13 protein-coding genes, 2 tRNA genes and 1 pseudogene are annotated in these 11779 nt (G+C 40.4%); 3 read left to right on the top strand and 13 right to left on the bottom strand.

Annotation, left to right across the window (positions count from 1 at the left end; all coding sequences use genetic code 11):
- The 4 genes and pseudogenes from RI557_RS10390 to RI557_RS10405 form a co-directional block, all read right to left on the bottom strand.
- Positions 1-221, bottom strand: a pseudogene (locus RI557_RS10390) (hypothetical protein); the annotation flags it as partial.
- A 310-nt stretch (positions 222-531) separates the two neighbouring features.
- A complete protein-coding gene (locus RI557_RS10395) occupies positions 532-1059 on the bottom strand; it encodes a hypothetical protein (RefSeq protein ID WP_310668941.1) in 528 nt (175 codons plus the stop codon).
- Between the two features lie 162 nt (positions 1060-1221).
- Complete coding sequence (locus tag RI557_RS10400) at positions 1222-2001, bottom strand: C40 family peptidase (RefSeq protein WP_310668942.1); 780 nt, start codon at positions 1999-2001, stop codon at positions 1222-1224.
- Positions 2002-2126: 125 nt separating this feature from the next.
- Positions 2127-3305: an acetyl-CoA C-acyltransferase gene (locus tag RI557_RS10405; RefSeq protein WP_310668943.1), complete on the bottom strand. Its 1179-nt coding sequence runs from the start codon at positions 3303-3305 to the stop codon at positions 2127-2129.
- A gap of 112 nt (positions 3306-3417) precedes the next feature.
- Here RI557_RS10405 and RI557_RS10410 point away from each other — a divergent pair, with 112 nt between their 5' ends.
- Both RI557_RS10410 and RI557_RS10415 read left to right on the top strand, forming a co-directional pair.
- Entirely contained in the window at positions 3418-5466 is a 2049-nt protein-coding gene (locus tag RI557_RS10410) for an HDIG domain-containing metalloprotein (protein WP_310683643.1), read from the top strand.
- A 466-nt stretch (positions 5467-5932) separates the two neighbouring features.
- A tRNA-Ser gene (locus RI557_RS10415) sits at positions 5933-6018 on the top strand.
- A 152-nt stretch (positions 6019-6170) separates the two neighbouring features.
- Here the strand turns inward: RI557_RS10415 and RI557_RS10420 are convergent.
- From RI557_RS10420 to RI557_RS10445, 6 genes are all read right to left on the bottom strand, one after another.
- Entirely contained in the window at positions 6171-6770 is a 600-nt protein-coding gene (locus tag RI557_RS10420) for a GyrI-like domain-containing protein (RefSeq protein WP_310683645.1), read from the bottom strand.
- 124 nt (positions 6771-6894) lie between these two features.
- Positions 6895-7341 (bottom strand): NUDIX domain-containing protein, encoded by a 447-nt coding sequence (locus tag RI557_RS10425; protein WP_310683647.1) that lies wholly within the window; start codon positions 7339-7341, stop codon positions 6895-6897.
- The gene (mnmD, locus tag RI557_RS10430) at positions 7338-8069 is read right to left on the bottom strand and encodes a tRNA (5-methylaminomethyl-2-thiouridine)(34)-methyltransferase MnmD (protein ID WP_310683648.1); all 732 of its coding nucleotides are present in this window, start codon (positions 8067-8069) and stop codon (positions 7338-7340) included. The genes RI557_RS10425 and mnmD overlap by 4 nt, the downstream gene beginning before the upstream one ends.
- The gene (locus RI557_RS10435) at positions 7999-8586 is read right to left on the bottom strand and encodes an acyl carrier protein phosphodiesterase (protein WP_310683650.1); all 588 of its coding nucleotides are present in this window, start codon (positions 8584-8586) and stop codon (positions 7999-8001) included. The genes mnmD and RI557_RS10435 overlap by 71 nt, the downstream gene beginning before the upstream one ends.
- 9 nt (positions 8587-8595) lie before the next feature.
- Positions 8596-8814 (bottom strand): glutaredoxin domain-containing protein, encoded by a 219-nt coding sequence (locus RI557_RS10440; RefSeq protein ID WP_310683653.1) that lies wholly within the window; start codon positions 8812-8814, stop codon positions 8596-8598.
- Positions 8814-9491, bottom strand: a complete 678-nt coding sequence (locus RI557_RS10445; RefSeq protein WP_310683655.1) for a Crp/Fnr family transcriptional regulator — start codon at positions 9489-9491, stop codon at positions 8814-8816. Before RI557_RS10445 ends, RI557_RS10440 begins: the two co-directional genes overlap by 1 nt.
- A 160-nt stretch (positions 9492-9651) precedes the next feature.
- On the opposite strand from RI557_RS10445, the gene RI557_RS10450 reads away from it, so the two are divergent.
- Positions 9652-9737 (top strand) — tRNA-Leu (locus tag RI557_RS10450).
- A 180-nt stretch (positions 9738-9917) separates the two neighbouring features.
- On the opposite strand, the gene RI557_RS10455 is transcribed toward RI557_RS10450, so the two are convergent.
- The 3 genes from RI557_RS10455 to RI557_RS10465 all read right to left on the bottom strand — a co-directional run.
- Positions 9918-10142, bottom strand: coding sequence for a hypothetical protein (locus tag RI557_RS10455; RefSeq protein WP_310668951.1), 225 nt, complete (start codon positions 10140-10142; stop codon positions 9918-9920).
- A gap of 97 nt (positions 10143-10239) precedes the next feature.
- Positions 10240-10800 carry an AraC family transcriptional regulator gene (locus RI557_RS10460; protein WP_310683657.1) on the bottom strand — a complete coding sequence of 187 codons (561 nt, stop codon included), beginning with the start codon at positions 10798-10800 and terminating at the stop codon, positions 10240-10242.
- Between the two features lie 185 nt (positions 10801-10985).
- Positions 10986-11779, bottom strand: a 794-nt coding sequence (locus RI557_RS10465) for a gliding motility-associated C-terminal domain-containing protein (RefSeq protein WP_310683659.1), incomplete at its 5' end; no start/stop codon positions are given.

Raw genomic sequence — 11779 nt, forward strand, 5'->3', positions numbered from 1 at the left:
GTTTTCTTGTTATTCTGAAATTCAGCGTCTCCGTAAGTGAAAATACGATTAATTTTTGAGCCATCTTTTAAATGACGAGTATGAATAATGAGTTCTTCCAAGCCTTCCAACTCAATTGCATGAATTACTTTATTTCCGCTAAAGCTGTAAGGAGTGTAGTGAGGATATTTTGAAGCAAGAGGATCTATACTAAAGAAACGTCCCAACCTTGGATCATGCATTCGGAACTTGTAATTAATCGAGTTTCCACTACCCTTTATCTCATCATCTTTTTCTTGTCCCCCGCTCCCGCGCGATTGTATCGCGTGGTTGAAGATTATTTCATTTAGCTATCTGTACCACCTGATAACATCTCTTAGAACTTTATAAAAAGTATCGGAAGTAACTTATACACAAGAATAAATTTACCTGGCTGAACTCGCAAGCTCGGTTCGTGCGGTAGCAATAAAAGCTTCATTAAAAACACAAAAAAACCCTGACCACTTTACGTGCGTCAGGGTACATTGTATCAGGAAATACAATGTTTAGCTGCTAGTTTATAGCAATTTGGCCAATTCTTTGGCCGCCTACAACACGCTCTTGTGTTTCTACGTTGGCTTCCCAAATTTCACTCATTGGTGCGCCAACTATATCTTCAATCATTTGAACTGATTTCTTATTAGATACGATTAGAAGTGGAATCTTGAACATATGGTTCTTGTGCGTTCCTCTCACTGATATTTCAAGATTCTTCCAAAATAGAAACCCTTTAATGGTTACCTCTTCAATATCGTCTTTTACAATTCTTCTAGACCCTCTCTTCAATATCAATTCATCAGTAGTGAAAAGATTACCAGTTGTGAATTCAATGTAATCAGGATAGGACGAGTAACTGCGAAGTACTTTTGACTTGTACAATGTTAAACCTATTGCTGTGATTAAAATTGGAAAACCGGCTATATACTCTAAATTACCAAATGATGTTATAAAATGTAATGTTAAAGCGATGCCGTAAATACCCGCTGATGAAGTAACAAACAGCAAAGATAACTTTGGCAGTAACTTGTTATTGATAGACATATTTTGATCGTGTTGTAGTTTTATACAAACCTACCGCAATATGTATCATTAGTTTATTGCAGTTCACGAACAAGGGTACAAGTGGAACGAAAAACGGAATAAGTTACAGGGGAACAGAATAAATTAGAAAGATTTAGGTAAAAAAGGAGGTTTTCGTAAACCCTAAAAAATACGCTTGATCAGGCGCAGCTTGTGAGTGTAATCGTGTTCTTTGGCATTGAAAATGCCCTGGTGATCAATTCGGTCTACTCTTACTTTGCCTGATGAATGAATGATATAGTTATCTTCCAGCAAAATGCCCACGTGCGTAATATCGCCTTCTTCGTTGTCAAAGAACGCCAAATCACCGGGCTCAGCCTCTTCTACAAAGCTCAACGTTATTCCTATCTCTGCTTGCTGATAAGCATCCCGAGGCAACTTAATGCCATTCAACTTGTAAATGATTTGCGAAAATCCGCTGCAGTCGATCCCAAACGGAGAACGGCCTCCCCACAAATACGGAGCATTGAGATACATGTAAGCGTTCTCAACAATTTTGTTCTTGTCTTTAGAAAGCTGGTGAATAAATTGCCCGTCAAATTGGTAATGGTCAGAGCCGAGTTCAAAGCTGCCGTCTTTTAAAAGCGGAAGCGTGCTCCCCATTGGGATGGGTGTGATTTCTTTTGTGGAAACGTTTGTTGCCAATCCAACGAGTTCGAGTGAACAGGTTGCATGACGATCAGAGTCGAGCCGCTTGTACTCCTCTTCTGTGATCTCAGCGTGTTGCTTGCGATCGATCCAGGCCTCGTACTTATCGAGCGAGTTTCTTATCCTCACCCACTTTTTGCGCTCTTCAAGAACTTTGTAGTGCTCGCCAAACAGGAGCTGACTCGTTTGTTCGCTCGGGTCTGCCGGCTCTGACCGACAGGGAATAATACTCAATTTGGCTACACCGTATTTCATCTGCTCATTTTATTAATTACCGGTCAGATGGAACCGCATAATTGAAAAAAGCTTGACAAATAAAGCAAAACTCGCGCTTTATTCGTCAAGCTCATTGTAAAGACTTTTTAACAAGTTGTACTGAATTAAACTAATTCAACAACCATTGCCGAGGCTCCACCTCCACCGTTACATATTCCGGCAGCTCCGCGTTTGCCACCGTGCTGCTTGAGTACATTCAACAATGAAACAACGATTCTTGAACCTGAGTTACCCAGCGGGTGACCTAAAGATACGGCTCCACCGTGAACATCAACTTTTGACGGATCGAGTTTCAATTCTGCAATATTGGCCAAACTCACTACTGAGAATGCCTGGTTCACTTCCCAAAAGTCGATATCGTCCTGAGACATTTTCGCTTTGTCAAGTGCTTTAGGAAGTGCTTTTGATGGTGACGTTGTAAACCACTCAGGAGCCTGAGCAGCATCAGCATAAGAAACGATTTTGGCAATCGGCTTAACACCCAGTTCTTCAACTTTCTCTTTGCTCATCAACACAACTGCTGATGCACCATCATTCAATGTTGAAGCGTTGGCAGCCGTTACTGTTCCTTCTTTTTGAAAAACTGGGCGAAGACTTGTAATCTTCTCCATTTTCACATTCTTGTACTCTTCATCTTCACTCACAACTACAGGATCACCTTTTCGCTGTGGTACTTCAACCGGTACAATTTCATCTTTGAAAAGACCTTCTTTCCACGCTTTTGCTGAACGGTTGTAGCTTTCAATTGCAAACTCATCCTGCTCTTCGCGAGAAATCTTGCATTCTTTAGCGCACAACTCAGCAGCGTTACCCATGTGGTAATTGTTGTAAACATCGATGAGGCCATCACCTACCATTCCATCAACTACTTTGAAGTCGCCCATTTTGTAACCTTTACGGCTTCCTAGCATGTAGTGTGGCACTGCAGACATATTTTCCATTCCGCCAGCTACAACAACATCATTATCACCTAGCATAATGCTCTGTGCTCCAAGAGAGATCGCTTTCATTCCTGATGCACAAACTTTGTTTACCGTAGTACAGGGAACTTTGTGCTCAATTCCGGCAAAGATTGCTGCCTGGCGAGCTGGTGCCTGGCCTAGACCGGCCTGAAGTACATTTCCCATGAATACTTCCTGTACCCATGAAGCTTCAATTTTGCCCTTTTCAAGAGCGCCTTTGATAGCTGTAGCTCCAAGTCTGGTTGCCGGTACTGATGAGAGGCTTCCCAAAAAGCTTCCGATCGGGGTTCTCACCGCTGATACAATATATACTTCTTTCATAATTATTTATTAGATTTCAAATTTGGACTGCAAAGGTAGAAAATCAAGTATCTTTTACGAATTTACGCTCATTACACACAACAGTTATACTTTCGTTTTTTATTGTTGAGTTATGATTAAAGAATTTGCCAGCGAATTACGTCACAGCCATAACAAATTAGCGCGCTTTTTGTTAGCGATTGTCGCTATCGCGATTATTGTGGCGCTTCTCCCAAAAGAAGCTCACTTCAAGTACGAGTTTGAAGCCGGCAAACCGTGGTTACACGATGACCTACTCGCTCCCTTTGACTTTGCTATTATCAAAACAGACAAGCAAAAAGCAGAAGAGCGAGCTGAGATCAATTCCTTTACCAAACCGTTTTTCACTCGCGAAAATGAAGCCGCTAAAAACGCTATCGAAAATTTTAAGCTCGGTTTGAGCCTTGAAGAAGATCGCTGGGATTCAACCAAAATAAAAACATTTGAAAAATGGGGTGTTACACAGCTAAAAGAAATTTACGGAAAAGGAATCATCGAGAATCATGAGGTTCTGACCGATGAGAGCGCTGTAAATATTGTGTCAGATCACAGGGAAAAGCGCCAGCCGCTATCTGGTTTGTACACATTGCAGGAAGCTGCGGATTACATCTCTGATCACGTTAGTGAGTCGGCACCGGAAGATTCCATCATGGTGAAAAACCTGGTAATAGAAAACCTCAAGCCCAATTTGGCTTACAATCCGGATCTGACCGAAAAAGTTATCCAGCAAAGGATGGAAGAAATTGCCGATTATTACGGCAAGGTCGAGAAAAACGAAAAGATCATTAGTCGTGGTGAAATCGTTGATAAATCTGCTTTTCAAAAACTGAAGTCCTTTGAAACTGCTTACCTCAAGCGCTACAACAACACTGAGGGTAATATTTTGCTCATCATCGGGCAGGTGATTTTGGTGACAATTGTGGTGTTTGTGTTGCTCTTTTACATGGCTATTTTCAGACCCGATATTTTCAACGAGCTCAATAAATTCTCGCTGATCCTCACACTATTTGTGCTATTTGTGGTTTTGGCTGTCATCACGACCTGGTTTGATCAGTTAAATATTTACCTGCTGCCCATTTGTATTTTGCCCATCGTGATCCGCAACTTCTTTGAATCGCGCATCGCATCGTTTGTTCACGTGATTACGATCATCACGATCGGGTTGTACGCGCCAAATGGTTTTGAGTATGTGTTCATACAAATCATGACCGGACTCATCGCTCTATTCACGCTTACAGGCTTGCGCAAGAGGGCTCAATTCCTCACATCAGCATTTGTCATTTTCATCACGTATTCGTTGATGTATCTCGGCTTCACCGTTATCAAGGAAGGGCACTTCACCGATATCGATTACAATTACTTCCTTTGGTTTGGCGGCAGTGCGATGCTCACACTCCTCGCCTATCCCGTGATTTTCATTTTTGAAAAACTCTTTAAGCTAATTTCAGATCTCACACTACTCGAACTCAGCGACACCAATAACGACTTGTTAAAACAGCTCAACTTAAAAGCTCCCGGAACGTTCCAGCACTCTATGCAGGTTGCGAACCTCGCGGAGGAAGCCAGTAGCATCATTGGCGCTGATTCGCTATTGGTCAGAACCGGAGCCCTGTACCACGATATCGGAAAAATGAAGAATCCCGCATATTTCATAGAGAATCAATCCGGCAGCGGAAATCCACACAATCAGCTCACCTATGCCGAGAGTGCCAAAGTCATCATCAATCACGTGATCAAAGGCATTGAAATGGCGAAGAAAAAACGATTGCCTGAACAGATTATCGATTTCATCAGAACACACCACGGAACAACCGTTACACGATACTTTTACTACAAGGCCAGGCAGGAAAATGAATCGGTGAATATGGACGACTTCCAGTATCCCGGGCCTATACCATTCAGCAAGGAAACGGCAATTCTCATGATGGCAGATTCAGTTGAAGCGGCATCGCGAAGCCTGAAGAACTACGAAGTGGAAAAACTGGAACAACTCGTTGATCAAATCATAGACTCGCAACTAAATGAAGATCAATTCATTCATGCTGACATTACACTCCGCGATATTTCACGGATCAAAAAGGTATTCAAAAAACGATTGAAAAACATCTACCACGTTCGCATTGAATACCCTGATAAAGCGTAAATAATTCGTGTTAAAAAGTCGTTCAATCTCACTTTGTTCGATTTTTATTGCTCTTTTGTTTTGCATTTAAATAGCTTAAAGATCTGGGCTTAGGTCTTATAGAAACTTAGCTAAAGTCTTTAGAAAAAAGTGCCTTTAGGCACGACTTACATCTATCTCCGGGTGATAACCCGGAGCCCAGGTTTACAAACAAGACTTTGAGTACCGTAGGTACGGTTCACGTTATACATGTCTGATGTTTTTTACTGTTTTGTGTGCCGTGCATACAGCACTCACAGGCTAGCTACAAGTTCTAGGCTCTGGGCTAAAACCCAGAGTTATGTGAATTCGTGCCTACGGCACTTGTATTTGGATTGATAATTTGAATGTTATAAACATCAATGAAATTCAGGCTAGAAAACTTTTTCACTTTTTTAGCAAATGAGTTTTGCTTCTATCAAAATTTGATAAATTTGCGCACCGCTTTGGAGAGGTGGCAGAGTGGTAATGCAGCGGATTGCTAATCCGTAGTCGCCTAACAGCGGCTCCCGAGTTCGAGTCTCGGTCTCTCCGCTCCAAACGTCAAAAGGCTGATTCAACCCGAATCAGCCTTTTTTATTTGCCGGAAATTTCGACATACAAAAAACGGCCAGATACTCATTGCGCTCTGACCGTTAATCCATTAAACCTTTAAACATTAAACCTTTAAACGATAAACCATAAATCTAATCCTGTGGGAAATAGTAAATATTAGTGAGCCATTTAGCCGTATCAGGCTGTGTTGATGGATCAGTGATGTATTGCTCCATGGCTACATTGTTCAGCGAGATATCATTGCTTTTGAGATATTCTTCCATTGCGATGTGCGCCTCTCCCAAATTATCATAAGAACCGCGGTAGGCAATCTTATAAGCTTCACCTGAAAACTCTTCAACGGTGTAATCTCCGGTTTCCGTAACTTCACCCTTAGCGGTGAATGGAACAGCACCGGCCATATCTGTCGTTCGTTCACTCTCATTCCAGGTATAGTAAATTCCGCACGGCTGACCAGCAGGCTGCATCTTTTCAGATTTCCCGATGAACTGGTAAATAGCTCCCAGGTGTTTAGAGTAAAATGATTGCATTCCATCGAAAGGAACTTCTTCACGGTAAGTAAGGAATTTTTGAGCCGGGTAGTCGATTTCTTCAACCTTGTATTTAGACTGACCCTCAGCCTTAAGCAAATTTACATTGGTCTCTTTAAAGTTATAATCAGAAAAAGATAAAATAGCAGGAACTGAAATAACAGCTACTATAGCAATTCCAATGAACTTTAGTGCATTCATAAAATTTATGTTTTGGTTATGAAAGCAAAGATCGTGTTTTCATTTTATTTGAAAGCAACCTACTTCTCTTTCATATAAACCCACGGATTGCCGTTGATCTTTTGCGAAACAGAATTCCTGAAATTTAACTCCGCATCTGTTTAGATAGAATTTCTATCACCTTCTTATCAATGGGGAATGTAACTGATTCTACTGTTAAATCTTTTAGACTCACCCACCTGAACTGTTCAGCCTTTTGGAGATTATGATCAAAATCGAACTCCTTTTCAGCTGACGGTATAGATGATGGGTCCTCAACTTTTGTACGGTAATAAATACTCACAACCTGTTTTTCAGCGTCAAATGCCGATTTCACAAAGAAATCTGTCGTGTAAAAGTGTTCGACTTCCTCTACTTCAATATCGGCTTCCTCTCTTAACTCGCGTGAAATGGTCTCGGGAAAGGACTCGCCCCACTCGTGTCCGCCACCGGGAAATTTCGTGAAATATTTGTCGCCAATGCATTCGTCACTGAGCAGAATTTTTCCTTCGTGTTCAATAATGGCGTAAACTCTTATCGTGTATTGTTTCATGGTTTTGTCGCTCTAATCATTTCTCGTTTACCGGGCGGTCCAGCGAGTTTTTCAACTTCAAAACCGGCTTCCTGCATCGCTCTGCGAACAACGCCTTTACAACAGTAAGTAACTAAAACTCCACCACCTTTAAGCATTTCAAACATCAGTCTAAACACATCAACCGTCCAAAGCTCTGGCTGGGCATTCGGTGAAAATGCATCAAAATAGATGACGTCAACAACATCAGGCTCTGACCGATAATCAGTTAAACTGCATTGTTTTTTCAACATTGTAAAATACTTATTCAGTGGAGTTGCTTTTTCCCATTCTGTTTGATGGATCGCTTTAAACAAAGCAGCATGTTGTCCCTTTTCAATCAACTCACCGTAATTGAGTCCTTCGATTTGATGGGTTTGAACAGGAAATTGCTCAATCGTTTCATAGTGAATCTTGAGCTTTTGGTCAGATCCGTGGACAGCCGTCAAAAAGGCATTCAGCCCGGTTCCGAATCCCATTTCAAAAATCGTCAACTCATCTTTATTTTTAGAAGCAAAATTCAATCCTGCCTCTATGAAAACGTACTCGCTTTCAGCAATAGCACCGTGAACAGAATGATAGGTTTGATTGAACTTATCAGATTTAAGGGAGTGAGAACCGTCTTTCGTCTCTACAATTTCATTCATGATCTGCAATCCACTTTTCACAAAAGTGAAGTAAATCGGGGAAAAACGCCATGAATTCAGCATTGAAGTCTGCTTCAAACTCTTTCAATTCTTCAACTGCCTCATCCATTTTAGAATTAAAACTCGCCCGTTTTGACATACCGTTTAAAACGCGCTGAATTCCCTCTTTATTTCCATAATTATACAGCACATTGTATCTCTCCAAAAACTGTAAAAACCGAATTGCCTTTGGCGGAAAAACAGACTCGTATCGATTCAAAAGCTCGTACATTTTAAAGGCGAATTCCTGTAATGGCTGATTTGAAAATTCACTCCAGTTTCTCGCTAAAAAGTAATCGTAAAAAATATCAGTTAATACCGGGGAGTACTTCCTGTACGATGGCCTCAATCTTTCCACACTCTTTTGAAAAACTAGATGAGCATCAGTGTAAAAATCAATGGCGTGATGCAACTCGACTCCCTTCACGATTTGAGGATTCAACTCCTTTAAATGAACAGATCGCACAAAATCTCCCAGATAATTGCCAATAGTCAATTTTTCATCATTTCCAGAGAGAAGTAAGTGCGCTAAAAAGTTCATTAGACTTGTCTAATTATTTTGTTTTACAACCGCTATAATATCTACTCCGTAAGCTTTTAACTCATTTCCTACGAAAAGAGCTGGACGTACAAAGATATCAACTGGTGGTTGTGTTGCATTATCTTCATCGAGATCAATAATCTCAACATTAAGGTTGTTTTCCTCGATGTAATCGATCACTTTTTGACAATCGTGACAATCTTTTCCTACGAATAACTGATACTGCATTACAATTGATCCATTTCGTGAATTAGTATTCTGTTCCTGTCAAAGCTGATCACTTTATTATCTCTCAACTCATTCAAAACAATCGTTACCGTTTGGCGAGAAGTAGCTGTTAAGTTGGCAATATCTTTATGCGTTAGCCTGTGTTTGAATACATATTCATAACCCACTTTTTTCCCTTTCTCCAGAGCACTTGTTTTAATAAAGTCGGTTATCCTCTTCTTTGCATCTTTAAAAACGAGTGACTCAAATCTCCTTTCAATGCGCTGTAGTCTGAGTCCAATAAGGTTTGTAATCTTCAAACTCAAAGAAGGAACATCATTTAAAATCTGTAGCATCTCCTCTTTGGATACAGCACACATTCGCGCATTGTTCATCGCCTTGGCAAAATCGGTTCGTTTATCCTGGCCGGCAATAGATAGTTCTCCAAAAATCTCACCCGGCTCCAGAATGGTCTTGATAACCTCCTTACCGTCATCAGAGTACGACCCGATTTTCACATTTCCCTCTTTCAGCAAAAACACAACTGTACTGGGATCGTTGGGAAAATAAATGTACTTCCCTTTTTCCATTGTACGCATCCTCGCTACCTTCTCAATCTTCGATAAATCTTCTTCGGTCAGATCCTTGAAGAGGTTGATGCGTTCAAGATGCCATAGTTTGCTCTGAGTTTGAGCCATTCATTTTTGTTTTCACCAAAAGTACGAGCTAATCTGCCAGCTTACAAACCACAAATGAAAACCTAAAGTGTGAATAAAAATGTCGTAAAAGTGACATTGAACTTTCTAATTCTTGAAAATATTTTAGATTTGCACTCCCTTTGACAAAAGGAAGCACCTTGCCCAGGTGGCGGAATTGGTAGACGCGCATGGTTGAGGGCCATGTGACCTTAATTGGTCGTGCTGGTTCGACTCCAGTTCTGGGCACAAAAGCCGATCGAAATGATCGGCTTTTTTAGTTTACAAAAAATGGTTCCAGGTCATTTTTTATAAAAAAACAAAGAGCAGGCATTTTTCAATACCTGCTCTTTATTCGGTTTAGTCTTTAAACGAACTAGAAGTATTCTTATTTGGTTCTAAAAATATTCTATTTAGGTTAAGTTGTAACTAAACTGTTTCAGAATGGTTTTTCTTGATGATGTTGATCACTTCATCACGCTTCTTGTTAAGCTTCTTTTCCATTCTTTGGATCAGGTCATTTTCTTTACCGCTTTCAAACTTTAGGTCTGAATCTGTCAGTTGAGAAAATTTTGACTTTAATTGCTTTGACTGGTTAGCCCAGTTGCCAGTAATTTTGAACCCTTCATTGCTTTTAGCTTGTTCAGTTTTCATAATCTTTAATTTTAAGTGTAATTGAATTATTACAAGACAAAGATGTCATTACTAATGTTATAAAACGTTACACAATAACATTTAAGAGTTACACAAATCACATGTTTTCAAGGTTTTGATCTCTATTCTGCTTCAACCCCCTGTAATATGAAGGAGATAGACCCGTGATTTTTTTAAATTGATTTGAAAGATGTGCTACACTACTGTAATTTAACCTGTACGAAATTTCAGTTAGTGTTAGCTCATTGTATAGCAATAATTCTTTTACTCTCTCAATCTTCTGTTTGATAATGTATTGCTGAATCGTAATTCCTTTAACCTCAGAAAAAACATTTGCCAAATAGGTATAATCGTAATTTAGCTTATTACTGATATAACTAGAGTACTTTTCTTTTGGTATCTCATCAGAATAATGAATTACTTCGATTATTACGCTTTTAATTTTTTCAATTAAAATGCTCTTTTTGTCATCCATCAACTCAAGTCCCGACTCCAGTAATTTATTTTTTAACAGCTCACGTTTTTCGGTTGTTATACCCTCCAGTATTTCAACCATTCCTAAATCCACAATAACATAATGCAGACCGAGTTTAGTTAACTCCTCTTTCACCTTCATTTTACATCGAAGGCTAACCATATACTTAACATATAGCTTCATTTAATCAGGACATTCCTCAATAATCAAATAAGGAATTCATAGGCTTATGAAGTTACAACTTTATATCAACCCAGACTAATGATTCAATGGAATTCGCCTCTGCAGCAGACATTAATTGGAAGTACTTCACCTCTTCCTATTACCATCTCAGAAAACGAATTTCTATAGTATTAAAGAGATACGCCTCAATAAATCACCTCAATTGTCCCAAAGCGCTCTTTTAGCTCGTAGTCTGCTGAGCGGTATTGGAGTTTGTAGTTGTAGGTTCCCTGATTGACTTTTTCTCCGCTGTTGTTTTGGAGTCCGTTCCAGGAGCGGTTGATGTCGTTGCTCTCGAATACAAGGTTGCCCCAGCGATCGAAGATCAAGATATGATAGTCTGTAATCCCGATGCCCTGTACTTCAAATTTATCGTTGAGGCCGTCTCCGTTGGGTGTAAAGGCGTTCGGGATGAAGATGTTGATGGGACAGTCCGCAATCTCGATTTCATCGCTTCCTTCACATCCTCTCTTGCTGGTAACTGTTACACGGTAGAGACCGGATTCCTTTGCGGTGATGGTTTGTGTTTCCTGCCCGGTGTTCCAGTCGAAGGTGTGATTCGTGAAGGTTGGCTTTGTTTGGATCCGGACTTCTTCTCCTTCACAGATCACGGTGTCTGCTCCTAACTGTGGTTTTGGATCTTCTTCTGCGTAGAGGATGATGGTATCGGTTATTTGGCCGCATTCGTTGGTGGCTGTCAATGGGTACTCGCCCGGGGCAAAGAGTGTTCTCTCTTTGTCGCTTTTTCCATCAAACCATTGGATGTTATCTGGAGAACTTATTTTTACGTCAATTGGTTCGTCTTTGCACAAGGTATCAGTTTGTGGAAGTTCCAGTGTTGGTGCTTGCTTTTCGAGAAGGTTGACGGTATCTGTTTTGGTACCGCAGGCATTTGTGGCGGTGATGAAGTAGGTGTTTCCGGGATATCCGGTAATGCTGC

The sequence above is a fragment of the Salibacter sp. genome, from assembly GCF_031581065.1.
Classification (GTDB): Bacteria; Bacteroidota; Bacteroidia; order Flavobacteriales_G; family Salibacteraceae; genus Salibacter.

Excerpts from the sequence above, each read along its gene's own strand:
- RI557_RS10425 (WP_310683647.1), bottom strand. The coding sequence starts at position 7,341 with ATGAAACAATACACGATAAGAGTTTACGCCATTATTGAACACGAAGGA.
- RI557_RS10395 (WP_310668941.1), bottom strand. The coding sequence starts at position 1,059 with ATGTCTATCAATAACAAGTTACTGCCAAAGTTATCTTTGCTGTTTGTT.
- RI557_RS10400 (WP_310668942.1), bottom strand. The coding sequence starts at position 2,001 with ATGAAATACGGTGTAGCCAAATTGAGTATTATTCCCTGTCGGTCAGAG.
- RI557_RS10420 (WP_310683645.1), bottom strand. The coding sequence starts at position 6,770 with ATGAATGCACTAAAGTTCATTGGAATTGCTATAGTAGCTGTTATTTCA.
- RI557_RS10455 (WP_310668951.1), bottom strand. The coding sequence starts at position 10,142 with ATGAAAACTGAACAAGCTAAAAGCAATGAAGGGTTCAAAATTACTGGC.
- RI557_RS10445 (WP_310683655.1), bottom strand. The coding sequence starts at position 9,491 with ATGGCTCAAACTCAGAGCAAACTATGGCATCTTGAACGCATCAACCTC.
- RI557_RS10460 (WP_310683657.1), bottom strand. The coding sequence starts at position 10,800 with ATGAAGCTATATGTTAAGTATATGGTTAGCCTTCGATGTAAAATGAAG.
- RI557_RS10410 (WP_310683643.1), top strand. The coding sequence starts at position 3,418 with ATGATTAAAGAATTTGCCAGCGAATTACGTCACAGCCATAACAAATTA.
- RI557_RS10405 (WP_310668943.1), bottom strand. The coding sequence starts at position 3,305 with ATGAAAGAAGTATATATTGTATCAGCGGTGAGAACCCCGATCGGAAGC.
- mnmD (WP_310683648.1), bottom strand. The coding sequence starts at position 8,069 with ATGCTGAATTCATGGCGTTTTTCCCCGATTTACTTCACTTTTGTGAAA.
- RI557_RS10440 (WP_310683653.1), bottom strand. The coding sequence starts at position 8,814 with ATGCAGTATCAGTTATTCGTAGGAAAAGATTGTCACGATTGTCAAAAA.
- RI557_RS10435 (WP_310683650.1), bottom strand. The coding sequence starts at position 8,586 with ATGAACTTTTTAGCGCACTTACTTCTCTCTGGAAATGATGAAAAATTG.